The sequence below is a fragment of the Streptomyces panacea genome (assembly GCF_040560175.1).
In the GTDB taxonomy this organism is placed as follows: Bacteria; Actinomycetota; Actinomycetes; order Streptomycetales; family Streptomycetaceae; genus Streptomyces; species Streptomyces panacea.
Window position 1 is genome coordinate 13984 of sequence record NZ_JARJHW010000023.1, and the last position, 26021, is coordinate 40004.

At 70.5% G+C, this 26021-nt stretch carries 26 protein-coding genes, 1 pseudogene and 1 riboswitch; of the genes and pseudogenes, 19 read left to right on the forward strand and 8 right to left on the reverse strand.

Going from position 1 to position 26021, the window contains the following annotated elements; genetic code table 11:
- Positions 1-114 precede the first annotated feature (114 nt).
- Complete coding sequence (locus P3L51_RS08560; protein WP_354604489.1) at positions 115-1044, reverse strand: M56 family metallopeptidase; 930 nt, start codon at positions 1042-1044, stop codon at positions 115-117.
- A gap of 15 nt (positions 1045-1059) precedes the next feature.
- Positions 1060-1446 (reverse strand): BlaI/MecI/CopY family transcriptional regulator, encoded by a 387-nt coding sequence (locus P3L51_RS08565; protein ID WP_354604490.1) that lies wholly within the window; start codon positions 1444-1446, stop codon positions 1060-1062.
- 270 nt (positions 1447-1716) lie between these two features.
- Between P3L51_RS08565 and P3L51_RS08570 the strand changes: the two genes are divergently transcribed.
- From P3L51_RS08570 to P3L51_RS08580, 3 genes are all read left to right on the forward strand, one after another.
- Positions 1717-2553 carry an undecaprenyl-diphosphate phosphatase gene (locus P3L51_RS08570; protein WP_354604491.1) on the forward strand — a complete coding sequence of 279 codons (837 nt, stop codon included), beginning with the start codon at positions 1717-1719 and terminating at the stop codon, positions 2551-2553.
- Between the two features lie 99 nt (positions 2554-2652).
- Positions 2653-3288: a DedA family protein gene (locus tag P3L51_RS08575; protein WP_354604492.1), complete on the forward strand. Its 636-nt coding sequence runs from the start codon at positions 2653-2655 to the stop codon at positions 3286-3288.
- Between the two features lie 64 nt (positions 3289-3352).
- Entirely contained in the window at positions 3353-3871 is a 519-nt protein-coding gene (locus P3L51_RS08580) for a DUF402 domain-containing protein (RefSeq protein WP_354604493.1), read from the forward strand.
- A gap of 87 nt (positions 3872-3958) precedes the next feature.
- On the opposite strand, the gene P3L51_RS08585 is transcribed toward P3L51_RS08580, so the two are convergent.
- Together P3L51_RS08585 and P3L51_RS08590 are read right to left on the reverse strand one after the other, a co-directional pair.
- A complete protein-coding gene (locus tag P3L51_RS08585) occupies positions 3959-4969 on the reverse strand; it encodes an alpha/beta hydrolase (protein WP_354604494.1) in 1011 nt (336 codons plus the stop codon).
- A 123-nt stretch (positions 4970-5092) separates the two neighbouring features.
- A complete protein-coding gene (locus P3L51_RS08590) occupies positions 5093-5401 on the reverse strand; it encodes a putative quinol monooxygenase (protein ID WP_354604495.1) in 309 nt (102 codons plus the stop codon).
- Between the two features lie 144 nt (positions 5402-5545).
- Here P3L51_RS08590 and P3L51_RS08595 point away from each other — a divergent pair, with 144 nt between their 5' ends.
- The 4 genes from P3L51_RS08595 (at position 5546) to P3L51_RS08610 (ending at position 10473) form a co-directional block, all read left to right on the forward strand.
- Positions 5546-6451 (forward strand): AraC family transcriptional regulator, encoded by a 906-nt coding sequence (locus P3L51_RS08595; protein WP_354604496.1) that lies wholly within the window; start codon positions 5546-5548, stop codon positions 6449-6451.
- Positions 6452-6890: 439 nt separating this feature from the next.
- Positions 6891-7724, forward strand: a complete 834-nt coding sequence (locus tag P3L51_RS08600) for a hypothetical protein (RefSeq protein ID WP_354604497.1) — start codon at positions 6891-6893, stop codon at positions 7722-7724.
- Between the two features lie 263 nt (positions 7725-7987).
- Entirely contained in the window at positions 7988-8947 is a 960-nt protein-coding gene (locus tag P3L51_RS08605) for a 5-dehydro-4-deoxyglucarate dehydratase (RefSeq protein WP_354604498.1), read from the forward strand.
- Between the two features lie 188 nt (positions 8948-9135).
- The gene (locus P3L51_RS08610) at positions 9136-10473 is read left to right on the forward strand and encodes an enolase C-terminal domain-like protein (RefSeq protein ID WP_354604499.1); all 1338 of its coding nucleotides are present in this window, start codon (positions 9136-9138) and stop codon (positions 10471-10473) included.
- Positions 10474-10574: 101 nt separating this feature from the next.
- Here P3L51_RS08610 and metE read toward each other — a convergent pair whose 3' ends face one another.
- The gene (metE, locus tag P3L51_RS08615) at positions 10575-12899 is read right to left on the reverse strand and encodes a 5-methyltetrahydropteroyltriglutamate--homocysteine S-methyltransferase (protein WP_354604500.1); all 2325 of its coding nucleotides are present in this window, start codon (positions 12897-12899) and stop codon (positions 10575-10577) included.
- A gap of 160 nt (positions 12900-13059) precedes the next feature.
- Positions 13060-13279: riboswitch (cobalamin riboswitch) on the reverse strand.
- Between the two features lie 45 nt (positions 13280-13324).
- Here metE and P3L51_RS08620 point away from each other — a divergent pair.
- The 3 genes from P3L51_RS08620 (at position 13325) to P3L51_RS08630 (ending at position 14941) form a co-directional block, all read left to right on the forward strand.
- Complete coding sequence (locus P3L51_RS08620; RefSeq protein WP_354604501.1) at positions 13325-13471, forward strand: hypothetical protein; 147 nt, start codon at positions 13325-13327, stop codon at positions 13469-13471.
- A 9-nt stretch (positions 13472-13480) separates the two neighbouring features.
- The gene (gene metF, locus P3L51_RS08625; RefSeq protein WP_354604502.1) at positions 13481-14392 is read left to right on the forward strand and encodes a methylenetetrahydrofolate reductase [NAD(P)H]; all 912 of its coding nucleotides are present in this window, start codon (positions 13481-13483) and stop codon (positions 14390-14392) included.
- A gap of 81 nt (positions 14393-14473) precedes the next feature.
- Positions 14474-14941 carry a GNAT family N-acetyltransferase gene (locus P3L51_RS08630; RefSeq protein WP_354604503.1) on the forward strand — a complete coding sequence of 156 codons (468 nt, stop codon included), beginning with the start codon at positions 14474-14476 and terminating at the stop codon, positions 14939-14941.
- Positions 14942-15048: 107 nt separating this feature from the next.
- Here the strand turns inward: P3L51_RS08630 and P3L51_RS08635 are convergent, their stop codons facing one another.
- The gene (locus tag P3L51_RS08635) at positions 15049-16131 is read right to left on the reverse strand and encodes an aldo/keto reductase (protein WP_354604504.1); all 1083 of its coding nucleotides are present in this window, start codon (positions 16129-16131) and stop codon (positions 15049-15051) included.
- Between the two features lie 187 nt (positions 16132-16318).
- On the opposite strand from P3L51_RS08635, the gene P3L51_RS08640 reads away from it, so the two are divergent.
- The 3 genes from P3L51_RS08640 to P3L51_RS08650 all read left to right on the forward strand — a co-directional run bounded on the left by P3L51_RS08640 (position 16319) and on the right by P3L51_RS08650 (position 19300).
- A complete protein-coding gene (locus tag P3L51_RS08640) occupies positions 16319-17239 on the forward strand; it encodes an AraC family transcriptional regulator (protein ID WP_354604505.1) in 921 nt (306 codons plus the stop codon).
- Positions 17240-17317: 78 nt separating this feature from the next.
- Positions 17318-18568, forward strand: coding sequence for an MFS transporter (locus P3L51_RS08645; protein WP_354604506.1), 1251 nt, complete (start codon positions 17318-17320; stop codon positions 18566-18568).
- Positions 18569-18721: 153 nt separating this feature from the next.
- Complete coding sequence (locus P3L51_RS08650; protein ID WP_354604507.1) at positions 18722-19300, forward strand: TetR/AcrR family transcriptional regulator; 579 nt, start codon at positions 18722-18724, stop codon at positions 19298-19300.
- Positions 19301-19412: 112 nt separating this feature from the next.
- Here P3L51_RS08650 and P3L51_RS08655 read toward each other — a convergent pair whose 3' ends face one another.
- Positions 19413-19976 carry a TetR/AcrR family transcriptional regulator gene (locus tag P3L51_RS08655; RefSeq protein ID WP_354604508.1) on the reverse strand — a complete coding sequence of 188 codons (564 nt, stop codon included), beginning with the start codon at positions 19974-19976 and terminating at the stop codon, positions 19413-19415.
- A 104-nt stretch (positions 19977-20080) separates the two neighbouring features.
- Between P3L51_RS08655 and P3L51_RS08660 the strand changes: the two genes are divergently transcribed.
- The 4 genes from P3L51_RS08660 (at position 20081) to P3L51_RS08675 (ending at position 22970) form a co-directional block, all read left to right on the forward strand.
- Positions 20081-20989, forward strand: a complete 909-nt coding sequence (locus tag P3L51_RS08660; protein WP_354604509.1) for an NmrA/HSCARG family protein — start codon at positions 20081-20083, stop codon at positions 20987-20989.
- A gap of 233 nt (positions 20990-21222) precedes the next feature.
- Positions 21223-22020, forward strand: coding sequence for an SAM-dependent methyltransferase (locus P3L51_RS08665; protein ID WP_354604533.1), 798 nt, complete (start codon positions 21223-21225; stop codon positions 22018-22020).
- Positions 22021-22173: 153 nt separating this feature from the next.
- Entirely contained in the window at positions 22174-22620 is a 447-nt protein-coding gene (locus tag P3L51_RS08670) for an SRPBCC domain-containing protein (RefSeq protein ID WP_354604510.1), read from the forward strand.
- Positions 22617-22970 (forward strand): ArsR/SmtB family transcription factor, encoded by a 354-nt coding sequence (locus P3L51_RS08675; RefSeq protein ID WP_354604511.1) that lies wholly within the window; start codon positions 22617-22619, stop codon positions 22968-22970. The genes P3L51_RS08670 and P3L51_RS08675 overlap by 4 nt, the downstream gene beginning before the upstream one ends.
- Before the next feature lie 249 nt (positions 22971-23219).
- Here the strand turns inward: P3L51_RS08675 and P3L51_RS08680 are convergent, their stop codons facing one another.
- Positions 23220-24056, reverse strand: a complete 837-nt coding sequence (locus P3L51_RS08680; RefSeq protein WP_435594408.1) for an SDR family NAD(P)-dependent oxidoreductase — start codon at positions 24054-24056, stop codon at positions 23220-23222.
- A 108-nt stretch (positions 24057-24164) separates the two neighbouring features.
- Between P3L51_RS08680 and P3L51_RS08685 the strand changes: the two genes are divergently transcribed.
- Positions 24165-24815: a TetR/AcrR family transcriptional regulator gene (locus P3L51_RS08685; protein WP_354604513.1), complete on the forward strand. Its 651-nt coding sequence runs from the start codon at positions 24165-24167 to the stop codon at positions 24813-24815.
- Positions 24816-24991: 176 nt separating this feature from the next.
- Positions 24992-25954: pseudogene (locus P3L51_RS08690) on the forward strand (threo-3-hydroxy-L-aspartate ammonia-lyase).
- The last annotated feature ends 67 nt before the right edge of the window (positions 25955-26021 follow it).

The window sequence follows — 26021 nt, forward strand, 5'->3', positions numbered from 1 at the left end:
ATTAACGTCAAGATGTGGCGCAGCCATACCGAGGGTAAGTATTCGTGCCGACCCCCTGACGCTCCTGACGCCCCGGCGCCCCGACGCCCTCACGGAGCGAACCGGCCGCCGGCATCAACCGATGTGCGCGAGTTCCAGGAATTCGTGCAGATCGTGAGCGGCGTCCAGCGCGCACACGCCGCTCACCGCGACGAGAAGGCTCGCGGCCATCAGGAGGTGGGCCGGGCTGCGCGGGGCGGGCTGGAGCAGGGCGGCGACCCGCCGGGGTACGACCCCTGGCCCCGGGCGTCGGCCGAGGACGCCCAGGGCGGTGTCGGGCAGGCGCCGGGCACGGGTGCGCTTGGTGGCGACGGCGGCTCTGGCGACGGTTTCGGCGACGGCGCGCCGGTCGCCGGTGGTGTGGGCGGCGTCCTCGTCGGCCCAGCGCTCGACGGTGAAGGCGACCGCGGCGGCCAGCGGCCGTAGCAGCGGATTGGCGGCGGCGGACATCTGCGCGAGTGTCACGAAGGCGTAGTGGTGGTGGTTCAGGTGCGCCTTCTCGTGGGCCAGGATGATGTCGTGACCGGCGGGGTCGAGGGCGTCGAGCATGCCGTGGGAGATGACGATGCGGCCGGGCAGGCCGGGCATCGTGTAGGCGTCGGCGTGCCGGTCGTCGGTGACGACGACGGCGTCCCGCCCCGGCAGGCAGGCCGCGTCAAGCGCCGCTGACCACAGCGCCCCGGCCCGGCGCGCGGTGAAGCGAACGGTGGCCGAGGCCGCGAGAACGAGGAGAATCGCTCCGGCGACGGCCGCGGGCCAGGCTGCCGGATCCTCGTGGGCGATCACGTCCGGCGAGTAGCCCGTGAGGCCGGAGATCAGCGGGACGCGTACCAGCCCCGCCAGGGCGAGGAGCCCCAGAACGACGGTGCTGGACGCGGCGAGGACCAGTCCGGCGACGGTCAGCAACCAGGTCGCCAGCCGCGGTTCCAGGCGGCGGGACAGCGGGCCGGCGCTTACGCAGGCCAGTACGGGAAGCAGCAGCGGCAGGTAGACGGCCAGACGCATCGGTTCGCGTCCCCGCTACTCGTCGCTGCCCAGCAGGCGGCGCAGCAATTCCTCGTCCGCGTTGGACAACTCGTCCACGAAGTGGGTCAGGACCGAGGCGCGGTCGTTGCCGCCTTCCATCACCTGGTGCATGTGCCTGGCGGTCAGTCCGGACTCGTCGGTGACGGGCGTGTAGGCGTAGCCGCGGCCTTGCGGTGTGCGGTGCAGCACGCCACGGCTGTGCAGACGGGCGAGCGTGGTGGACACGGTGGTGTGCGCGAGCGGCGTGGTCAGACGGTCGGCCACGCCTCCCGGTGTCAGAGCGGCGCCCGCGGAGTGCAGCAGGGCAAGGATCTCCGCCTCCAGCGCGCCGTTCGCCCGGCGCCCGCCGGCCGCTCCCGGTGCCCGCTCCTCGCCGCCCAACGCCCGCCTCCCGGCTTCGTGGTCTACAGTCTCCAGTAACTTCTATTCGCGAATAGAAGTTACTGTTCGTTCACTGTCCACCGCGAGTGTGCGCCCGCGGTGGCCGCTGCCCACAGGATGCCTGATGTTCCCTTCGTCTGCCCACAGCCCTCGAAGCGCGGGCCCGCCGTGGTGGCCCACGGTGATCGTCACGGTGGGCGGTGTTCTCCTGCGGCGGCGCCCGACAGATACCTCTGCCGTCCTCGTATCCCCGCACGAAAGGCGGCGTTCATGAGCGCCATCAGCGTCGGCCAGGCCGTGATCCTCGGTGTGGTGGAGGGAGTGACGGAGTTCCTGCCCGTCTCCTCCACCGGCCATCTGAAGATCACCGAAGGGCTGATGAACATCCCGGTGGACGACCCGTCCGTGGTCGCGTTCACCGCTGTGATCCAGGTCGGCGCCATCGCCGCCGTCCTCCTCTACTTCTCCAAGGACATCGCCAGGATCATGGGCGCCTGGGGACGCGGGCTGCGCCACCGCGACGAGCGTCATCACCACGACTACAAGTTCGCCTGGTGGGTCGTCTACGCCACGATTCCCGTCGTCGTCGTCGGGCTGGCCGCCAAGCCTCTGATCGACGGCCCGCTCGGCTCACTCTGGGTCGTGGCCGGTTCGCTCATCGTCGGCAGCGGCCTGATGTGGGCGGCCGACCGGATGGGCCGACACCGACGCGGTGAGGACGACACGACCCTCAAGGACGCCATGCTCGTCGGCTCCTCCCAGATCCTGGCCCTCCTCTTCCCCGGCTTCTCGCGGTCCGGCGCCACCATGTCCACCGGGCTCATCCTCGGCCTGGACCGGGTCGCCGCCACCCGGCTCTCCTTCTTCCTCGGCATCCCCGCGCTGACCGGCGCGGGAGTCTACGAGTTGAAGGACGCCGTCGGAGCCGGCGCGGACGCCGCTCCGCTGGTCGTGGGCACCGCGGTCTCGTTCGCCGTCGCGTACGCCTCCATCGCCTGGCTGCTGAAGTTCATCGCCCGGCACACCTTCAACGTCTTCGTCGTCTACCGAATCGCCGTCGCCGCCTTCCTGTTCGCACTCCTGGCGACCGGAACCCTCCACGCCTGACCCGATCCGCCCGAGGGGTGGTCCCGGCGAGGCGTTGTCCCGAGATCCGTCGACAGGCCCGATGCTCTGTTCCACCCAGCCCGCGCAGGAGGCGTGACCATGACCCTGGCCCTCGGCCCGCAGTGGCTCGACCCCGACCATCTGATCTCGACGTTCGGCCTGATCGGCATCCTCGTCATCGTCTTCGCCGAGTCCGGCCTGCTCATCGGCTTCTTCCTGCCCGGTGACTCCCTGCTGTTCACCACCGGACTCCTCGTCGCCGGGGACAAGTACCTCACGCAACCCCTCTGGCTGGTCTGCCTGCTCATCGTCCTGGCCGCCGTCCTGGGGGACCAGACCGGCTACCTCATCGGCCGCAAAGCGGGCCCCGCGCTTTTTCGACGTCCCGATTCGCGCCTGTTCAAGCAGGAGAACATCGAGAAGGCCAACGCCTTCTTCGAGAAGTACGGCCCCCGCTCGATCGTGCTGGCCCGCTTCGTCCCGATCGTGCGCACCTTCACACCGGTCATCGCCGGGGTCAGCGCCATGCGCTACCGCACTTTCGTCATCTTCAACGTCATCGGCGGAACGCTGTGGGGAGTGGGCGTCACCGTCCTGGGCTACTTCCTCGGCCAGATCGACTTCGTCAAGGCGAACATCGAAATCATCCTGATCGCCATCGTCGTCGTATCCCTGCTGCCGATCCTTTTCGAGTACGTCCGTGCCCGACGTGCCAACCGTGACGGCCGACCGTGAGGTAGCGCCCCTGTGCGGCCGGCGGAGAGGACAGAAGCTCTCGCCGTCGCGCTAGCGTCCAGGCATGACAGCAGACAGCAACTCCGTGCTGGTCGACATACGGAAGTACGACGGCAGCCTGAGCGCGCGGTGGACCGCCACCCGGCTCGGTGAGGACGAGCACGGCGTGTGGTTGGGCACGGCGCGGGGCATTGCCGTCGGTTCGGCCACGGGCGGCTGGACGACCCGGTTCGCGTACGTGTTGTTGGTCCCGCGCGATGCGTGGTGGACGGCCACGTTCTGTGTGGATCCGGGTCCCGAGATGTACTGCGATGTGTGCACGGAGCCCGAGTGGAACCCGGACGGGACAGTCCTGCGCACGGTGGACCTCGATCTCGATGTCGTACGGCCTCATGGCGGCGAAGCCTCCGTCCAGGACGAGGACGAGTTCGACGAACACCGCGTGCTCTACGGCTACCCCGACGACGTCATCGACAAGGCCCGACGGACCTGCGAGTGGCTGATGGAGGCGGGCCGGCGCGATGGAGCCGGCGCCGAACCCTTCACCTCGGTGTACCGGCACTGGCTCGCTCTCATCGGATAGTCGAGGCCGGCGCGCATGGCCTTCTCCGAGCAACACCGGCCGGAGCGGCAGGGGTTCACCAGCCAGGCGGGACTTTGAAGACACGACCTAGGGAACCCGTACGTCCTCAGAGGGCGCCTCCTCCTCGGTTCCGCCGGTGGCGACCGAGGTCAAGACCCGGGTGAGCCAGTCGGTGCGGGTCCGGCGGGCCGTGGCCGAGACGCGCGTCCCCGGGTACAGCGCGTCGAATCCGTGGAAGCCGCCCGCCCAGACGTGCAGTTCGGCCTGGCCGCCGGTCGCCCAGATCCTGGTGGCGTAGGCGACGTCCTCGTCGCGGAAGACCTCGGCCGAGCCCGCGTCGATATAGGTGGTCGGCAGGTTCGAGACGTCGTCGGCGACCGCCGGTGAGACATGGCCGGGCACCTGCTCGGCCTCGATGTCGCCGAGGACCGATCGCCAGCCGAATTCGTTCATCTCCCGGGTCCAGACGCCGGGCTCACCGGAGTACTGCCGGCTGGAGACGGTGCTGTTGCGGTGGTCGAGCATGGGGCAGATCAGTATCTGCGCGGCGATTGCCGGGGTGCCCAGGTCGCGGGCGAGCAGGGCGACGCCGGCGGCGAGGCCGCCGCCCGCGCTCGCACCGGCGACGACGATCCTGGCGGGATCGATGCCCAGTTCGGCGGCGTGCTCGAAGGTCCAGAGCAGTCCTTGGTAGCAGTCGTCGACCAGGGTCGTGCCGGTGGCCTCCGGTGCGAGACGGTAGTCCACGGTGACCACGACCGCGCCGAGCTCATCGAGCCACTCCAGCGGGATGTCGATCTGCGAGAAACGGTCACCCATGATCATCCCGCCACCGTGCATCCAGTAGACGCACGGTGCCTCGGCCGAGCTCTCGGTGCCGGCGGGGCTGAAGACCGACAGCGGAATCGGCGTGCCGTCCGAGCCCGGCGCGGTGACCTCACGCCGGTCGACCGCGCGGCCGACGAGCAGCGGTTCGACGGGCATCGACGAGAACGGGCGGATCTGTGCGAGCGCCTCGGCGTCGATTTCGGACCGCAGCGGCATGTCGGCGAGCAGCGTGCGCAGTTGGGGGTCGAGGTCGGGTCGGGGCAGCGGCATGGTGGAGACCTTTCGTCGGGTGGTGTCCTGGTGGTCGCGGTGTCGTGCGATCAGAGGAAGGAAGAATGCCGATCGAGGTACGGGGCTGTCGGGTGGGAACGAGGAAGGACCGGCCGGCCGGTCTCAGAAGGCCGCTTTGCCGCGGACCGGGACGTAGTCGGTGTACTCGGACTCCTTGGCCAGCAGTCCGCCTATCCGCGCCACGATGGCCTCGCCGGCGAAGACGCGGTGGTGGTCCTCCTCGCTTGTCCAGCCCTCGGTGACATGGACGACGTCGGGGGTGGACGCGGAGCGCGAGACGAGGTAGACGACGCAGTGCTCGCTCGAGCCGGGGCTGCCCTCGTCCAGGCCGGTCAGCAGCAGGTCGACCAGCTGATCACCCATTCCCGGCTTGGCGGTCAGGGTGGCGTTGAATCCGTAGGTGATGGTCACGACTACCTTCTTCTTTCGGTGTGGACTTGGGTGATCCCATTAGATCCCTGTGAACTGCGAAGACGATAGAATGATGCTCTCGGGTACATGCACGATCCTCTCCATCTCAAGACCGGATGCCCGGTTGTGTGCTGCAATCAGGTCATGCATCTCGACGAGCTCCGCACCCTGCTTGACCGGCATGCCCGGCCCGACTGGACCACCGCCATCGACGGCGTACTCATCTCGAAGGTCGACCGGCCGGACCCGCCGGCGCCTTCGATGTCCGGCACGGTGCTGGCGGTCATCGCCCAGGGCGCCAAACGGCTCGCCCTGGGCGACCAGGTGTACGAGTACGGCGCCGGCCAGTGCCTGGTCGCGTCGGTCGACCTGCCGGTCACCGGGGAGTTCAGCCAGATCGAGCCCGGGCGGCCGGCACTGGGATTCGGCCTCACACTCGAACCGTCCGCCATCGCCGAACTGCTGCTGAGTGCCGGCCCCGGAGACGCTCCCCGCACCGGCGGCGGCGCACCGTCGGGGATCGTCGTCAGCGACGCGTCGGTCGCGCTGCTGGACGCGGTGGTCCGGATGCTGCGCCTGCTGGACGAGCCCCGGGACCGGGCTGTGCTGGCGCCGCTGATCAAGCGCGAGATCCTGTGGCGCCTGATCACCGGCGAGCAGGGTGCGGCCGTTCGCCAGTTCGGGCTCGCCGACAGCAGCCTCAGCCATGTCTCCCGGGCCGTGCGCTGGATCCGCGAGCACTACGCGCAGCCCTTCCGCGTCGAGGAGGTGGCGCGCCTCTCCGGGATGAGCGTCTCCGCCTTCTACCGCAACTTCCAGGCGGTGACCGCGATGAGCCCCATCCAGTTCCAGAAGCAGATCCGGCTCCAGGAGGCCCGGCTGCTCCTGGCGACCCGCCCGGGCGATGTCACCGGGGTCGGCCAGCGCGTCGGCTACGACAACCCGTCACAGTTCAGCCGGGAGTACCGCCGCCAGTTCGGCACACCTCCCAGCCAGGACGCCACCCGCCTCCGGAACACGGCGCGTACGCCCGCGGCTGTCCTTCCCTGAGGTGACGTGACGTGACGAACCATCAGCCGGTCAGCCGGCGGCGCCGGGCCGACGATGTAGCCGTCGGGGAAGACGCCATCGAGTAGGTCACGCCGCGCATCAGAAATCCTCCTCGGGAACGGGTTCCGACACGACGGCCGCGGGCCGCCGCGGGGCTCCTCACGGCTCGCGGGATCCCCACGGCGATCCGCGAGCGGTGAGCCACGCATGCGGTCGCGGGAAGCGCTGATTCTCGGGACGTCGCGCGCCGCCCCGCCTCGATGCGGGCCTTGCGCCGCCCCCTCGTGTCCCCAACCGGGTTTTGACCTGCGGATACACTCAGGCACTGTCAGTTGCGGCGCCCAGCGGGAGACCGGAGACGCCCGCACGGCATGGCTGAACGAGTCCCGCCTCGGTGACGTCAAGGGCGCCGCGTCGGCCCCCGCAGAAGGAGGCATCGGTGGACGACGAGACCCCCAGCACGGACGTGACCCTGTGGGCCACGCTGGACGAGCAGGCTGCCGGGCCCCGCGGGGAGTTGCTCGTCCACTGGTTCCGTACCGCGCTCGACCGCCTCTTCCCTCCGGACGCCGAGGCCGAGTCGTACGCGCTGGTCATCGAGTCGATCAGTGGCGGGCGCGAGATCCGGGTCCGGGACGTCCGGGCCAACTGGCAGGTGCTCGCCGACGCGTTGCGGCCGCTGCCGTTCTACTCGGCGGCGGGCTTCCACGAGCCCTCCGAGGACGCGGGCTCCTGGGTGGACGTCGTCGGCCGCGTCGGCGGTACGCAGGCGAGCGGCGGCGGCCACACCGAACTGTCCGCGGATCTCCGGGCCGGTGAGCGGATCGGAGATCCCGGGTTCTGCGCGAGTCTCGTCGACTTCCTGGCCGTGGCTCTCGACGGAGCCAATCCGGCCTTCGCCCGGGTGGACCACCTCAACTTCCACGAGAGCACCGACCTGGAAGCCACTCTGGGACGGCCTCGGCGCAGGTCACGGAGGGAGTCACGCACGCTCCTGCGCGGCTACTCCTGGGTCACGGGCGTGCCCGCCGAACTGGCAGCCCGGCTCGGCGGTGCCCGTGCCCTGGAGGCGACCGGCGCGTTCCACGCCGTACGACAACTGCGCGGCGGCGGGCTGCTGCTCCAGGCCAGTGAGACGCTCGCCGGATACGACGAGCAGCGGATGTACGCGGTGTTCCGTGCCCTGGCACCGGTGCTCCCGCCGGGAATGCCGGACAGGGCCCCCGCCCGGCCCGAGTCGCGGGTGGTCTTCGAGGACGCGGCCGAGGTCTGAGCGCAGGACCCGGCGGCTGCGGCATGCCGCCGTCAACGATCAGTTCGGGCCCCCACGGCTTAGTCGGCGGGCCCGGTCGGCCGCGCGCCCTACCCGGTGTCCCTCCCGGTCGCCCGTGGCCGCGCCGCCCGTCGAATCCCGCCGTTCGCGGTCGGTCCCCCTCTGAGGCCGCGCGGGTCGACCCATTGACCTGCCCTGTTCATGGTTCTAGCCTTCATTCTCATACGTAGACATCAGTCACAGGGGAAAGCAGGGCCGGATCGATGGCAGGGCTGAGCGTGGAGACCGAGGGAGTGGCGCAGCGGCTGCGTGCGGCGATGAAGGGGGGTGTACTTTCCTTCCCGGTGACGAGTTTTCAGGAGGACGGCGGGCTCGACGTAGCGGCATACCGGGCGTATCTGGCCTCCCAGTTGGACTCCGCTCCCGGCGCGGTGTTCCCCGCCTGCGGAACCGGCGAGTTCAGCGGGCTGAACGAGGATGAGTACCGTACGGTCGTCGCGGCCACCGTCGAGGTCGCCGACGGCCGACTGCCCGTGGTCGCCGGCATCGGCTACGGCTGGGCGCAGGCGCTGCGGTTCGCCCGGATCGCGGAAGAGGCGGGCGCCGACGCCCTGCTGGTGATGCCCCACTATCTGGTCGAGGCCCCGCAGGACGGCCTGGTGGAGCAGTTGCGGCGTATCGGTGCCGGCACCCGGCTACCGCTCATCGCCTACCAGCGCGGCCCGGTCACCTTCACCCCGGAGGGGCTGCGCCGGATCGCGGACATCCCCACCGTCATCGGCCTCAAGGACGGCCAGAGCGACCTCGACCGGCTCCAGCGCCTCACCCTGGCGGCGCCCGACGGCTTCCTCTTCTTCAACGGCGCCGCCACCGCCGAGATCCAGGCACGCGCGTACGCCACGGTCGGGGTCCCCGCCTACTCCTCCGCCGTCCACGCCTTCGCCCCCGAGATCGCCAACACCTTCTTCTCCGCTCTGCGCGACGGTGACGACGCGGCCGTGAACAAGCTCCTGCGCGACTTCTACGTGCCGTTCGTCGAACTGCGCGACCGGGTGCCGGGCTACGCCGTCGCACTGGTCAAGGCCGCCGCCCGGCTGCGCGGCCTGGCCGTCGGCCCCGTACGCGCCCCCCTCACCGACCCCGGCCCGGCCGACCTCGCCGACCTGGAGAAGATCCTCGATGCCGGCCTGAACCTGGTCGGTGCCGTACGACGACGCGCCTGAACCGCCAGGACCCGCGGTTCGAGGGGGAACTGCCAGGCCTCCGGCCGTCGTCGGATCGCGCTCCCGCTGCCCCTCGCCCTGCCGTCGAGCGGGCCCTCGACATCCTCAACCGCTGAAACCGCTGAAACCGCTGAAGCCCCTGACCGGCCTCCACCCTCCCCGTACGCCCTCGTCCGTAAGGTTTCCTGATGAGCATCAGCAGCCGGCCGACCGTCACCGCGCTCTCCGTCTACCCGGTCGCCGGCCGGGACTCCATGGCGCTGAACCTCTCCGGCGCGCACGGGCCCTACTTCACCCGCAACGTGGTGGTCCTCCAGGACTCGGAGGGACGGACGGGCCTCGGCGAGGTGCCGGGCGGGGAGAAGATCACACGGACGCTGCGTGACGCCGAGCCCCTCGTGCTCGGCGCGAAGATCGGCGACTACAAGCGGGTCCTGCGCGAGATGGGGGACCGGTTCGCGGGCCGGGACTCGGGAGGCAGGGGCGGGCAGACCTTCGACCTGCGTACGACGGTCCACGCCGTCACCGCCGTCGAGTCGGCTCTCCTCGACCTCCTCGGTCAGCACCTGGACGTGCCCGTCGCGGCGCTTCTCGGCGACGGGCAGCAGCGCGACTCCGTACGGGTACTCGGCTACCTCTTCTACGTCGGTGACCCCGACCGGACCGACCTGGAGTACGTCCGTGAACCGGGCGCGGCCGAAGACTGGTACCGCCTCCGGCACGAGGAGGCCCTGACACCGGAGGCGATCGTCCGCCAGGCCGAGGCCACCCACGAGCTGTACGGCTTCCGGGACTTCAAGCTCAAGGGCGGTGTCCTGGACGGCGCCGAGGAGGTCAAGGCGGTACGCGCGCTCAAGGACCGCTTCCCCGAGGCCCGGATCACCCTCGACCCGAACGGCGCGTGGTCGCTGCGCGAGGCGGTCGAGCTGTGTCGGCCGCTGGTCGGCACGCTCGCCTACGCGGAGGATCCGTGCGGAGCCGAGGAGGGCTACTCCGGGCGGGAGATCCTGGCCGAGTTCCGCCGCGCCACCGGTCTGCCGACGGCCACCAACATGGTCGCCACCGACTGGCGGCAACTGACCCACGCCCTGGCCCTGCAGTCGGTGTCCATCCCACTGGCCGACCCGCACTTCTGGACCATGCAGGGGTCGGTCCGCGTCGCCCAGCTCTGTCACGCGGCGGGCCTGACCTGGGGCTGCCACTCCAACAACCACTTCGACATCTCCCTGGCCATGGTGACCCACTGCGGGGCCGCGGCCCCCGGCGAGTACAACGCCCTCGACACCCACTGGATCTGGCAGGAAGGCCTTGAGCGGCTCACCACCGCCCCGCCATGTGTCGTCGACGGCGAGATCGCCGTCCCCGACGCTCCCGGGCTGGGAGTCCGACTCGACATGGACCGGCTCCTCGCGGCCCACGAGCTGTACCGGGAGAAGGCACTCGGCGGGCGCGACGACGCCGCCGGAATGCGATACCTGGTCCCCGGCTGGGAGTTCGACGCCAAGCGCCCCTGCCTCGTGCGCTGAGGACCGGTACCGGTACCGGTACGGCGGCCGGTCGACGAACCGGCCGAGGTGCGTCGGGGCCGGGGCGGGCGCCACGCGGTGCCTGCCCCGGCCCCGTCGGGTCAGGAACCTTCAGCGGCCAGCTGGGTGCGGATCTCGCGGGCGGCGGTGACCAGGTTCTCCAGGGAGGCCCTGGTCTCGGGCCAGCCGCGGGTCTTGAGCCCGCAGTCCGGGTTCACCCAGAGCCGTTCGGCGGGGATCGCCTCAAGTCCCTTGCGGAGAAGGGCGGTTGCCTCCTCGGCGCTCGGGATGCGAGGGGAGTGGATGTCGTAGACGCCGGGTCCCGCCTCGCGCGGATAGCCGTGTGCGGCGAGTTCACCCGCGACCTGCATGTGCGAGCGGGCCGCTTCGAGGCTGATGACGTCGGCGTCGAGGTCGTCGATGGCCTGCACGATGTCACCGAACTCCGCGTAGCACATGTGCGTGTGGATCTGCGTCTTCGGACGGACGCCGGCGGTGGTCAGACGGAACGATTCCGTCGCCCATGCCAGATAGTCGGCGTGGTCGGTGGCGCGCAGCGGCAGGGTCTCGCGCAGCGCGGGCTCGTCGACCTGGATCACCGAAGTACCCGCCGCCTCAAGGTCGTTGACCTCGTCACGCAGGGCGAGAGCGACCTGGCGGGCCGTGTCGCCGAGCGGCTGGTCGTCGCGGACGAAGGACCAGGCGAGCATTGTGACGGGGCCGGTGAGCATGCCCTTGACCGGGCGGTCGGTGAGCGACTGCGCGTACGACGTCCAGCGCACCGTCATCGGCTCCGGGCGCGAGATGTCTCCGGCGAGGACCGGAGGGCGTACGTAACGGGTGCCGTACGACTGCACCCAGCCGTGCCGGGTGGCCACGTAGCCGGTCAGCTGCTCGGCGAAGTACTGCACCATGTCGTTGCGTTCGGGCTCGCCGTGGACCAGGACGTCGATTCCGGTCTTCTCCTGGAAGGAGAGGACGTCGCGGATCTCTTCCTCGATCCGCTCCTCGTAACCGGCGGTGTCGATCAGCCCCTTGCGCAAGTCGGCGCGTGCGGTGCGCAGTTCGGTGGTCTGCGGGAAGGAGCCGATGGTGGTCGTGGGCAGAAGCGGCAGCTTGAGGTGCGCCCGCTGGGCGGTGGTGCGCTGGGCGTACGGCTGCGAGCGCCGCCCGTCCGCGTCGGTGACGGCCGCGGTACGGGCGCGCACGGCCGGGTCGCGGGTGAGCGCCGAGTCCGCGCGGGAGGCGAGAGCGGCGCGGTTGGCGGCGAGTTCGGCGGTGATCGCGCCGGTGCCCTCGGTCAGGGCGCGGGCCAGGGTCGCGACCTCGGTGCTCTTCTGGCGGGCGAACGCCAGCCAGCGGGCGATCTCCGGTTCGATGTCGGTCTCGGCGGTGGCGTCGAGCGGGACGTGCAGCAGGGAGCAGGAGGCGGAGACGTCCACCTGGCCGGCGAGGCCGAGGAGCGTGCCGAGGGTCGCGAGGGACTTCTCGAAGTCGTTGATCCAGATGTTGCGTCCGTTGACGACGCCCGCGACCAGGCGCTTGCCGGTCAGTCCGCCGACGGCCGCGAGGTTTTCGAGGTTGGCGGCACCTGATTCGGTGAAGTCCAGGGCCAGACCTTCGATCGGGGCCTTGGCGAGCACCGGGAGCGCGTCGCCGAGCCGCCCGAAGTAGGAGGCGACGAGCAGCTTCGGCCGGTCGGTCGCGCCGCCGAGGTCACGGTAGGCGCGGGTGGCGGCGTTCAGCTCGGCCGGGGTGCGGTCCTCGACCAGCGCGGGCTCGTCCAGCTGCACCCAGTCGGCGCCGGCGGCACGCAGGTCGGCCAGCACCTCCGCGTACACCGGCAGCAGCCGGTCCAGCAGCGTCAGCGGCTCGAAGTCCGCGGCCACCCCCGGAGCGGGCTTGGCCAGCAGGAGATACGTGACGGGGCCGAGGAGCACGGGCCGGGCGGTGAGACCGAGCGCGAGGGCTTCCTTCAATTCGGCGACCTGTTTGGCGGAGTCGGCGGCGAAGACCGTGTCCGGGCCCAACTCGGGAACGAGGTAGTGGTAGTTGGTGTCGAACCACTTCGTCATCTCCAGCGGAGCCACGTCCTGCGTGCCGCGCGCCATGGCGAAATATCCTGCCAGCGCGTCGGCGTCGACCGCCGCACGGTGCCGCGCGGGAACAGCGCCGACCATGACGCTGGTGTCCAGCACATGGTCGTAGTACGAGAAATCACCGGACGGCACGTCATGGATGCCGGCGTCGGCCAACTGCTGCCAGTTCGAACGGCGAAGGTCGGCCGCGGTCCTCCGGAGGGCGTCGGCGTCGACGCGGCCCTTCCAGTAGCCCTCGATGGCCTTCTTCAGTTCACGGTTCCGGCCCTGGCGGGGGTAGCCGTACACGGTGGCCCGTGCTGCCGCGGCTGCGGACTGCGCTGTCACGGAACTCTCCTTCGCGAGATGTGTCCTGAACATCCCGGAGACGGGACGCGGACGCGAAGGGACGACCGATCGTGCGGACGTCTCGCGCGATTGCCGCGCGTGCCGCTCGATATGTACGCCGACCCGCCCACGAGGTCACCGGAATGACCGCGCGCGATCGGTCGCGCACGGGCAACGGGCAGGTCTTCGGACTCGTGGGCTCGTCTCGTATCGGTTACGAGACACCTACTGGCCGTCGCTTCCCAGGCCCGCCGGGCCCAGTGCGTATGACGGCGGTCGTTCCCACTCACCGCTGCGGGGCAGTCCCGGATTCCCACCGGGTTCCCTCTTACGACGTCCTGCCTGGCGGGCAGGAGCGAACCAGCTGCACTGAACAGCCTACGGGGGACGGACGAGGCTCACACACCCCTGCCCACAATCCGGACGTGATCGCGGACGTGACCGCCGACCTGATCGCCGACGTGATCCCGGACGTGATCGCGCGCGTGATTCCGGCGGCGGAGCACGGCGGGCGGCCCGGAGCGGATATCAGCAATCGGACGGCGGTCGGATCGCCCGTGGCAGGCCATTAACCTGCGCCCATGGCTCTCGGTATTCCCAGCACAAGAGCGGACCACGCTGTATCCATCCGCGACCTCCTCGCCGCGGGGGAGCGTGTCTACTCCTTCGAGTTCATGCCGCCGCGCAGTGAGGCGGCCGAAGCCGGGCTCTGGACGGCGATCCGAAGGCTGGAAGCACTGGCACCGGACTTCGTCTCGGTGACGTACGGCGCCGGCGGTTCGACGCGTGGCCGCACCATCGGCATGACGGGGCGGATCGCCCAGGAGACGACGCTCACCCCGGTCGCCCACCTCACGGCGGTCGACCACAGCGTCGCCGAACTGCGCAACATCCTGGGCCACTACGCCGACCAGGGCGTCCGCAACATCCTCGCGCTGCGCGGCGACCCGCCCGGCGACCCGCTCGGCCCCTGGACGAAGCACCCGCAGGGGGTCGAGTACGCGGCGGAGCTGGTCGAGCTGATCAAGGAATCCGGCAACTTCTGCGTCGGCGTCGCGGCCTTCCCCGAGATGCACCCGCGCTCGGCCGACTGGGACAGCGACATCCGCCACTTCGTCGACAAGTGCCGGGCCGGCGCCGACTACGCGATCACCCAGATGTTCTTCGACGTCGACGACTACCTGCGCTTCCGCGACCGGGTCGCGGGCGCCGGGTGCACGACGCCGATCATCCCGGAGATCATGCCGGTCACCACGATCCGCTCACTGCGCCGTATTCCGAGCCTCAGCACCGCGGTCTTCCCGGCGCGGCTCGCCGAGCGGATGCTCGACGTCGAGGACGACCCCAAGGCGGTCAGGGCGCTCGGCATCGACCACGCCACCGAGATGTGCCGTCGGCTGATCGGCGAGGATGCTCCGGGTCTGCACTTCATGACCATGAACTTCTCCAAGGTGACGACGGAGATCTACCAGAATCTCGACCTACGGCCCTGAGGCCGAATCCAGGACGACCCGCGGGGAGTTCACCTGATGGGGCGTCAGGCCAGGAAGCCGGCGGCAGGAGCGACCAAAGGGATGACCTCACTGCGTGAAGTGCGTGACAGCGACCTGGACATCTTCTGGGAGCACCTGTCCGACCCCGCGGCGCAGCACGTGGCCGCGGTCACCAGGACGTACCACTACGACCGGGGGCACTTCGACGCCCACTGGGCGAGGATTCGTGCCAGCCCCGAGGTTCTGATGCGCACCGTGCTCGCCGACGGGGAGGTGGTCGGTCATGTCGCGGTGTACGGGCCTCCGGATGAACGCGAGGTCACGTACTGGATCGGCCGAGCGCACTGGGGCCGGGGGATAGCCACGACGGCGCTCGCGGCACTGATCGAACTCGTCCGCACCCGCCCGCTGCACGCCCACGCGGCGGCCGACAACGCGGGCTCGATCCGCGTACTGGAGAAGTGCGGCTTCGTCATCACCGGGCACGAGAGGGGCTTCGCCCAGGCCCGAGACGGCGAGATCGACGAAGTTCTCCTCACCTTGAGCTGAGTCCCGTCCCGACGGAACGGCCTACCGCCACCGTCTGCGCCCCGACGCGGCGTACGTCAGCTTCGCCGACCCGGACCTACGCGACTGGCGGCAGGGCTCATGGACGCTCAGTAGCGGACATCGCTCTGCAACAGCGGGGGATACACGGCCGATTCCTCGCCGTCCACCGTGGCCCCGGCGAACTGCAGCATCGCGCGACTCTCGCCGTGCATGGGCGCCGGGTAGTCGAGGGTCGGGGCCGAGACCTCGTCCAGCGCGCGAAGGTGGTCCGGGCCCAGCGTGATCTCAAGAGCGGCGAGATTGTTCTCCAGGTGCTCCACGCGCCGGGCTCCCAGGATCGGTACGACGGTGCCCTGGCGGGCCCGCAGCCAGGCGAGGGAGACCGCGGCGGAGCTCGTGCCGAGTTCGTCCGCGACGGCGGCGACCGTGTCGATGACGGTGTATTCCCGCTCGGTGGGGCCGCCGACGTAGGCGGAGCGGGCCGAGTCGGCGACCTCGGCGCCGCGCCGGTACTTGCCGGACAGGAAGCCGTTCTTCAGTGGGCTCCAGGGGGTCAGTGCCATGCCCTGGTCCCGTGCCAGCGGCGCGAGTTCGCCCTCCACGGTGCGGGCCAGCAGCGAGTACTCGACCTGTAGCGCGATCAACGGGGTCCAGCCTCTGAACCGGGCCATGGTCTGCGCCTGCGCGGTGACCCATGCCGGGGTGTTGGAGAACCCGATGTAGCGGATCTTGCCGGCCCGTACCAGGTCGTCGAGGGTACGCATGGTCTCCTCGATCGGGGTGTTGCGATCCCAATTGTGCAACCAGTACAGGTCCAGGTAGTCGGTGCCCAGTCGTCGTAGCGACTCGTCGAGCTGGGCGACGATCGATCCCCGGCCCGCGCCACCACCGTTGGGATCCCCGGGGAACATGTTGAAGAAGAACTTCGAAGCCAGCACCACGCGGGAACGCCGTCCGGGGTGTGCGGCGAAGTGGTCCCCGAGGATCTTCTCGGAGTGACCGTTGGTGTAGAAGTTGGCCGTGTCGATGAAGTTCCCGCCCCGGTCAAGGTAGGCGGCCAGGATCTTCTCCGACTCCTCGACGCTGCAACCGGCGCCCCCGGGGTCCTGCCCGAAGGTCATGGCGCCGAGCGCGAACGGGCTGACACGCAGCCCCGAGCGGCCGAGGGTGACGTACTGATCGAGTGACATGAGAGCCCGCCTTCGGATGTGTGGATGGATGAATCGATGGCTGTACGGCGACAAGAACGAACACCTCCAGCACACCTCACACCCGGTGGTCCGGGGTAGACCGATCCGTGCGAGGTCTTGCACAATCCTGCCGAACTTGCCCGGATCGGGCTTGCCCCGGCCGGCCGGGAGTGCTTTCGTGAGGGGTATGTCCACCACCCCGTCGCGGCTCGACGAACTCAGGACACTGATCGCGGCCCACGCCCGCCCGGACGGAGGGACCGCGATCGAGGGACTGCTGTTGTCCCGCGTGGCGGACGCCGAGCCGGATCATTCGCTGACCGAGCCGCTGCTGGTGGTCATGGCCCAGGGCGGCAAGCGGCTCCTGCTCGGTGACGAGGTGTACGAGTACCGCGCCGGCCAGTGCCTGATCGTCACCGCGGATCTGCCCGTCACCGGCCACTTCCTCGGCGCGAGCCGGGAACACCCGTCCCTCGCCCTGGGGTTCGTACTACGGCCGGCCGCGATCGGCCCTCTCCTGCTGGAGAGCGCGTCCCCGCGGCGTACGAGCCGCGCCGCCGGACCGCCGTCGATCGCCACCGGGGACGCCGGTCCCGAACTGCTCGACGCCGCGACACGGTTGGTGCGATTGCTCGACCACCCCGCCGACGTGCCGGTGCTCGCACCGCTGATCGAGCGGGAGATCCTGTGGCGGCTGCTCCGTGGACCGCACGGCGCCATGATCCGCCAAATCGGTCTGCCCGACAGCAACTTGACCCATATCAACCGGGCGGTCCAGTGGATCCGCGACAACTACGCCCAACCCCTGCGAGTCGACGACCTCGCCCGGCTGGTCGGCATGAGCACCTCGGCGTTCCACCGGCACTTCCGCACCATCACCGCCACCAGCCCGCTGCAGTTCCAGAAACGTATCCGCCTGCAGGAGGCCCGCACCCTGTTGCTCGCGCACCCGGACGACGTCGCGGGCGCCGGACACCTCGTCGGCTACGACAGCCAGTCCCAGTTCACCCGCGAATACCGCCGCCTCTTCGGCGCGCCACCCGGCCGGGACGCGGCGCGCCTGTACGCCGCCGCCGCCGATCCGCGCGAGGGCCGACGCCTGCCCTGACCCGCCTCGGCCGGTGCTGTTGTCACCGCCCAAGGGGAGGAGTGTACGTTCGTACGCTCTGATTGTAGGCTCCCGCTCATGACTGTTGACGTAATGCGCCCGCCTGCCCCGGCAGAACGGCAGGCTCGCACGGCCGTGGCCGTGCTCTTCTTCACCAACGGGGCGCTGTTCGCCAACCTCCTGCCGCGCTTTCCGCAGATCAAGGCCGATCTCGGCATCGGGAACGCCGCCTACGGGCTGGCCGTCGCGGCGTTCCCGACGGGCGCCATCGCGGCCGGCCTGGCGGCCGGGGTGCTCATCCGCCGGTTCGGGTCGGGGCGTGTGGCGGTGGCCGGCACGCTGCTGACAGGCATAGGCGTGCTGGCCGCCGGTCTCTCGGGCTCCGTGGTGCTGTTCGCGACAGCGCTGTTCCTGGCCGGGGCGATGGACGCGATCACCGATGTCGCGCAGAACGCCCACGGCCTGCGCGTGCAGCGCCGGTACGGTCGCTCCATCATCAACTCCTTCCACGCCATCTGGTCCATCGGCGCGGTCGTCGGTGGATCCATGGCCGCCGGCGCCATCGCGCTCGGCCTGTCGCTGGGGCAGCACCTGCTGATCTCGGCGGTGGTGTTCGGCATCGCCGCCTGCGTCGCCCTGCGGTTCTGTCTGACCGGGCCGGACACGGAGCCGGTCGCGGAGGGAACGGCGGAAGCGCGGGAAGCTGAGAAAACGGATGGAGCGGGGGAGCCGGACGCCGAAGGCCGGGAGCGAGAGGAGCGCAGAAGGGCACGGCTGCGCACCAGGTACGTGCTGGCCGCACTCGTCCTCATCGCCGCCGCCGGAGCGCTCGTCGAGGACGCGGGCAACTCCTGGGCCGCGCTCTACCTCTCCGACTCGCTGCATGCCTCGGGAACGCTCGCGGCCTCCGGCTACATCGCCCTGGTCGGAGCCCAGTTCGTCGGCCGTCTGATCGGCGACCGGCTCGTCGACCGGTTCGGCCAGCGTACGGTCGCACGCTTCGGCGGGCTCATCGCCGCGGTCGGCATGGGCCTGGCCCTGGCCGTGCCCACGGCGACCGGCACGATCCTCGGTTTCGCCACCGCCGGGTTCGGGGTGGCGACCCTGGTGCCCGCGGCGATGCACGAGGCCGACGAACTGCCCGGCCTCAAGCCCGGGTCTGGGCTCACGATCGTCTCCTGGCTCATGCGGCTCGGCTTCCTGCTCTCGCCGCCGGTCGTCGGGCTCGTCGCGGACGCGACCAGCCTTCGGGCGGGCCTGTTGGTGGTGCCCCTGGCCGGGCTGATGGTGATACTGCTGGCGGGGGTGCTACAGCCCCGACGCCGGTGAGCGGCGCCCCGGACAACCGCCGAGCGTGTACGTTCGCACCTATGCCGATGGACTACTCCGGGCAAGGCCCGCGCGCACACGGGGAACGCAAGCCGGCCGGGGGCCTCGGCGGCGGCCCCGCCCGCCCGCTCCGTACCCTCTGAGCGCACCGACATGGCCACCGGACACACTGACCCGCAGCGCCGCGAACGCATCATCGACGCCACGCTCGACCTGATCGCCGAAGAGGGCCTCGCCCGCGTCTCCCACCGCAAGATCGCCGCGCGAGCCGGCGTACCCCTGGGGTCGATGACGTACCACTTCAGCGGCATCGACGAACTGCTTCGCGAAACCTTCGGGCGCTTCACCGACCACATCGTCGCGGTCTTCGACACCTATCTGTCCGCTCCGACCGATCGTGACCAGGCGAGAGAGGCTGTGGCCGACCTCGTCCACATCCTGTCCGAGGGGCCGCAGCGCGACCTCGTCCTCACCCAGGAGCTGTACACCCTCGCCGCGCGCCGGCCGGAATACCGGGAACTGACGCACGGGTGGATGCGCCGCAGCCGCATCCACCTGGAAAAGCACTTCGACCCCGACACCGCCCGCCAACTCGACGCCCTCATCGAGGGCTTGACGCTCCACCGCGCCCTCGCCCGCGAACCGCACGACCGCAATCTGACACTTGAGGCCATCATCCGCATCACCACGACCGGCGACGGGCGTGCGGGACGGACCGCGTCCGGAGAGTGAACAGGATTGCCGCGGGCCCCGGTCGGGGCGCGCGTCGCTCGCCGCGCGGAGCGTGCTGAGGCCCGCTCCCGTGTGGGCGGTCACCTCCACGGGCCGTCACCCCTGCCGGCTCTTACCCCTGTGGGCTGACTCCCGCCACGGTCAGGCCGAGCAGTCGGTGCGCCTCGGCGGTGGGGTCCGGGTGGTGTTCCGTGGCCAGGGCGATGCCTGTGACCAGCGTGACCAGGTCCGTGACGGTGACGCCCGGCGCCACCGCGCCGGCCCGCCCGGCGTGCTCCAGCAGCGGTTCGACCGCCCCGCCGAGCTTCGCGGAGCAGGCGTTCACATGATCCGGGTCGTCCATCCTTCCGTCCTGGACCAGGGCGTCGGCCAGGCCCCGTGCGGAGGCGGCGTACGTGGTGAGCGCGCCCAGCCACTCCAGCAGCGCGGCCCGCGGGTCGGCCGCCCCCGCCAGGTCGCGCGCGTGGGTGCACAGGGCCTCGATCCGCTCGCTGAACACCGCGTTCAACAGCGCCGCGCGGCTGGGGAAGTGGCGCCGCACGGTGGCCGAGCCGACGCCCGCGACGCGGGCGATCTGTTCGAGGGAGGCGTCGACGCCGTGCGCGGCGACCTCCTCCTCGGCGACGGCGAGAATCCGCGCGTAGTTACGACGGGCGTCCGCGCGCTGGACGGTCATGGCGTGATCTCCGAGCTTGCTAAGTGGCGGGGTCCTCCGTATCGTACCGAAAGATAAGTGGCGGGCCTCGCCACTTAGCTGTTCGCCGCCACCCGAGGAACATCATGACTACAGAATCCGCACCCGTCCTGGTCGTCGGCGCCACCGGTTTGCAGGGAGGCGCCACCGCCCGTGCCCTGCTGGCCGCGGGCATCGCGGTCCGGTCGCTGGTCCGCGACCCCGCGACCGAACGGGCGAAGGCCGTCGAAGCGCTCGGCGCCGAACTGGTCACCGGCGACCTGGACGACCGAGACTCCTTGACGCGGGCCGCCGAGGGAGCCCGCGCCGTCTTCTCGGTACAGATGCCCGACGTGAACGGGCGCGCATTCGAGGGCGAGGTCGAACAGGCCGTCAATCTCATCGAGGGCGCGCGGGCCGCCGGAGTGCCGCAGTTCGTGCACACCTCCGTCTCCGGAGCCGGGCAGCACACCGATTGGGTCAGGGGCGACTGGGCCTGGATGGAGCCGTACTACGCCGCGAAGGCCGGGATCCAGGACCGGGTGCGCGCGGCGGGCTTCACGCACTGGACGCTCATCAAGCCGGGCTTCTTCATGGAGAACTTCCGCCCCTCCGTGGAAATCCTGTTCCCGCGCGGGGTCGAGGGCGGTCTGGTGACCCTCCTCAAGCCCACGACCCGGCTGTCCCTCGTCGCGGTCGACGACATCGGCCAGGCCGCGGCCGCGGCCATCGCGGCGCCGGAGCGGTTCGACGGGGTCGAACTGGAGCTGGCGAGCGACTACCTGACGATGACGGACATCGCCAAGGTCCTCTCCCGCAACCTGGGCGCCGAGTTGACCGCGCCCGACATGACCGAGGAGGAGGCGACCGCCGCGGGGATGCCCGCCATGGGCTTGGGGCAGGCCCACGTCAATGAGCACCCGCAGCCCGCCCGCCCCGAATTCGCGCGGGCCCTCGGTATCCCGCTCACGACCTTCGAGGACTGGGCGCACGACCACCTGCGGGCCACGGCCTGACGTCGCCCGGAGCCTGGTCCGGGGTGTTCGTGCCTGCCGGTCCGGGGCGTTCGTGCCGGCCGGGGCGCCGGTCCCGCTGCCGAGGGTCGGTGGGCATCCAGGTGTTGGGGCGGCTGCGCGCCGTCCTCGCGGAACTACCCACCTACGCGCCGGAGTTGATGTGGGAGGCTGTCGGCAGGCGCTCGCGGGCGGGGGGATCCGGGGCGGTCGTCGAGAGCAGCGAGGAGCGCAGCGTGGGACAGAACGTCTTCCGTGCCGAGAAGATCGACACCAGCAGGCCCCATCCCGCGCGGATCTACGACTACTTGCTGAACGGCAAGGACAACTACGAGGTGGACCAGCGGGCCGGCGACGAACTGGCCGCCGCGGCGCCCGAGGTGCGGATCGGCGTACGGGCCAACCGGGCCTTCCTGCAGCGCGCCGTGCGGTACGTGGTCGGCAGCGGTGTCCGGCAGATACTCGACGTCGGCACCGGGCTGCCCACCTCGCCGAACGTGCACGAGACCGCCCAGGAAGTGGCGCCGGACGTACGTATCGCGTACGTCGACAACGACCCGATCGTGAACGCGCACGCCAACGCGCTGCTCGACCGCTCCGGCGAGACCGGCATCGTGCTCGCCGATCTGCGCGACCCGGCGGCCATCCTGGACCACCCCGACGTCCGCCGGGTGATCGACTTCGACGAGCCGGTCGCCCTGCTCCTCGTCGCCGTGCTCCACTTCATCACCGACGCGGAGAAGCCCGAGCAGGTCGTCACGACTCTTCGCGACGCGCTGCCGGCCGGCAGTTTCCTGGTCCTCTCGCACGCCACGGGTGACTTCGCCGATCGCAGCGAAGCCCAGGCCGTCTACACCAAGGCCACGGCGACGCTGAACCTCCGTTCCCGCGCCAGGGTCGAGCGGTTCTTCGACGGCTTCGAACTGATCGAGCCCGGCCTGGCCCAAGTCCCGTTCTGGCGTCCGGACACCCCGCCGCCGGCGGGATCCGGCACGATCGGCTTCTTCGGCGGCGTGGCACGCAAGACCGGGTGAACGGCCCTCCGCGTACGCGCCGCCAAACCGTTGCCGCGCGTACGCGGACCGCGCGGTCCCGCGCGAGTGAGGTGCAACCCGTGGGTTGCGTCTGAGGTCAGCCATGTGCAACTCTGGAGTTGCACCTAATGGCGGCGATGGAGGAGTTCCCTCATGAGCGAGAACCGAATCGAACGCGAAATCACGATCGAAGCCTCCCTGGAGCGGGTCTGGTCACTGGTGTCCGAACCGGGATTCTGGGTGACCGACGAGGCGAACCTGACCGGAGCCGTGGCGAAGGAAGGCGAGGTGAACGTCGCGCGGAGCGCCGAGTACGGGGACTTCCCGGTACGGGTGGAGAAGGTCGAGCCTCCGACGTACCTGGCGTACCGCTGGGCGAGCGCGTTCCCCGGGCAGGAGCTGCGCGAGAACAACAGCACGCTCGTGGAGTTCACGCTCACCCAGGAAGGTGACAGGACGCGGCTCCGCGTCGTCGAGAGCGGATTCGAGGTGCTGGCCGGGTCCGAGGAGCTGCGCAGCCAGGCGGTGAAGGACAACACCGGTGGCTGGCCGCAAGTGCTCGACGCGTTCAAGAAGCGCGCCGAACAGCCGTCCGCGTGACGGACGAACCTCGCGGCCTGGACGCGGTGGTCGACAGCGTCTTCGTCGCCCTGGCGGACCCCACGCGACGCAAGTTGCTCGACCTGCTCGCCGCCCGGGGCGAGGTCACCGCGACCACGCTCGCCGACGGCCTGCCCGTGTCGCGGCAGGCGGTGGTCAAGCACCTGGCCGTCCTGGACGCCGCCGGGCTGGTCTCCGGACGCAGGGTCGGCCGGGAGGTGCGTTACGCGGTGCGGCCCGCGGTGCTGGACGCGACGGCGCGATGGATGGCCACGCTGGCCGCCGACTGGGACCGGCGGCTGGCGAACATCAAGCGCGTCGCGGAGGCCGCGGAGCGGGAGGCGCGCTAGGTCGTGTCTTCGAAGTCCCGCCTGGTCCGCGGCGTCTGGCGCGGCACCTCGCCGCGTTGTCGGAGTCGGCCGAGTACGCCCGGTACGAGGCCGATCCTCCGCCTTGCGAGGCACCGCACCAGCCGCCGCGGGCCCCGCCCTGCGGGCGGACGGCGCTACTTTGAAGACACGGCCTAGGTGTACTGGCCCGCAGGGTTGTTCGAACCCGGCAGGGGGCCGACCACCCCTCGCCCTGACGCCGGGTGTGGATCACCCGATGGCCTGGGGTGTGACGGCGGGGATTCCCTTCGGGTAGTGGCGGCGCAGGTTGGTCGCGAGGATGCGGTCGAGCGCGCGGTCGGACAGTATCCGGGTCAGGCGGGTGATCATGGCGGCGTCCCGCCCGGCGGTGTAGCGGGTGCGTGGTCTGCGGGCCGTCACGGCCTTCGCGATGACCCGGGCGGCGGCGTCGGCCGTCAGGCCCGACGCGGTGCCCGAGGCCATCAGTCTGTTGTTCGCCTGGACCAGGCCGCCGTAGCGGTCTTCCTGCTGCGGAGTCATCCGGGTGGCCAGGTCGTTCGCCGTCGCGATCCCGCGGGCGGCCATCTCCGTGCGGACACCGCCGGGCTCGACCACGACCACCCGCACACCCAGTGGCGCGACCTCCCGGCGGAGTGAGTCGCTCACCGCCTCCAGGGCGAACTTCGCGCCGGCGTACGCGCCGTAGGTGGCCATGGCGACCTTGCCGCCGACCGAGCTGATGTTGATCACGCGCCCCTTGCTGCGCAGCAGCGCGGGCAGGAGCGCCTGGGTGACGGCGATGTGGCCGAACAGGTTGACCTCGAACACCCGCCGCCACTCCGCCATCGGCAGGGCTTCGACCGGGGCGTTCACCTGGATGCCGGCGTTGTTGACGAGCGCGTGCAGCGCGCGCGGGTCGGCGGCGACCCGCGCGGCGAGTGCTTCTACCTGCTCGGACCTGGTGATGTCGAGGATGACCGGCTCGATGCCGGTCGACCGTAGAGCGTCGGCGTCACGGTCGCGGCGTACGCCGGCCAGGACGTGGAATCCCTGGCGGGCCAGTTCGCGGGCGGCTGACGCGCCCATGCCTGTGGAGGCTCCGGTTACGACGATCAGCTTCTGAGTTTCAGATGACGTTGTCACCTTGGTTACGCTACCAGTTCAGATGACACCGTCAACTGTATGATGGGCGTCATGGTTACCCGTGCGGAGTCCGCCGCCGTCACCCGCCGTGCCCTGCTCGACGCGGCCGCCGAGCTCCTGGACCTCGGCGGCCCCGAAGCGGTCACCCTGCGCGAGGTGGGCGCGCGGGCAGGAGTGAGCCGGGGAGCGCCGTACCGGCACTTCACAGGCAAGGACAGTCTGCTGACCGCAGTCGCCACCGAGAGCTGGGAACGGATCGGCGGCCAGGTCCACGCCCTGCGGGCCGACCCGGACCTGTCTGCCACCGGCAAGCTGCGCGGCGCTCTCCGCACTCTGGTCGGCGTCGGCCGGGGCCAACCGCACCTCTACCAGATGTTGTTCAGGCGGCCCGGACACCGTCCTGAGGAGCTCGGCGAAGGACTCGATCGCGTCCGGCGCCAGCTGTGCGGACCGGCGGCCGACCCGGTCGCGGACCGCGTCCGCGCGGCTGGACGCTTTCAGCGCGAGTTCCTGGCCATCGTGGCGGACCTCGTGGGGGAGCGGAAGGCGGGGCTCTACGGGGCCCTGCTGCTCACCAGCGCCCATGGCATCGCGGACATGGAACTCAGTGGGCACCTGGACACAGGCGGATTGCGCACCACCGCCGACGAACTCATCGACACGCTCGTCCGCATGGTCGCGGGCGCCGGCGATACGGCATAGCAACGCCCATTGCCCCTCGGCGCGGGCTCGCTCGCGGGCCGGGCGCGGTAGGCGTCGGCTCCATCCGAGGGGCGCCGGCCCCCGTTGGCCGGTTACGCGGCTCGTCGGCCGCCCTAGGTCCGGGCCCGGTCCAGAGAATGTGTCATGTCAGTCGGGCCCAGGAAGGGAAGCTTCAGATGCCTCAGCCGCCGACCTACGACGACGTCCAGGGCGCCGCCGCGCGTATCGCGCCGTACGCCCATCGCACCCCGGTGCTGCGCTCACGCCTCATCGACGAGCGGCTCGGTGCCGAGGTGGTGTTCAAGTGCGAGAACTTCCAGCGCATGGGTGCCTTCAAGTTCCGTGGCGCGTTCAACGCCTTGTCGCGGTTCACTCCCGAGCAGCGGCGTGCCGGGGTGGTCGCCTACTCCTCGGGCAACCACGCCCAGGCGGTCGCGCTGTCCGCCCAACTGCTGGACATGTCGGCCACGATCGTGATGCCGCACGACGCGCCCGCCGCGAAGGTGGCCGCGACCAAGGGGTACGGCGGGGAGGTCGTCGCGTACGACCGCTACACCGAGGACCGGGAGGAGATCGGCCGCGCGCTGGCAGCCGAACGGGGTCTGACGCTGATCCCGCCCTACGACCACCCGCACGTGATCGCGGGCCAGGGCACCGCGGCCAAGGAACTGTTCGAAGAGGTCGGCGACCTGGACGCCCTGTTCGTCCCCCTCGGTGGTGGCGGTCTGCTGTCGGGCTCGGCTCTGTCGGCGAGGGCCCTGTCGCCGAACTGCCGGCTGTACGGCGTCGAACCCGAAGCCGGCAGCAAGGGCTAGCAGTCCGTCCGCCAGGGCTCCATCGTCCATATCGACACCCCGCGGACCATCGCCGACGGCGTGCAGACCCAACACCTGGGCGCCTACACGTTCGACATCATCCGCCGTGAGGTCGCCGACTTCCACTCGGTCAGTGATGCCGAACTCGTCGAAGCCATGCGGGCCTTCGCGACCTTCATGAAGATCGTGGTCGAGCCCACCGGATGCCTCGGCCTCGCAGCCGTCCGCGACCTGGCCGCCCAACTGCGCGGGCAGCGGGTCGGCGTGATCATCAGCGGCGGCAATATCGACCTCGACCGCTACGCGTCACTGCTGGCCCCCTGACCGGCGCAACCATGGCGAACACGAATCGTTGTCCAGCCGGGCAGCTCTTACGCACGCCGCAGACGCG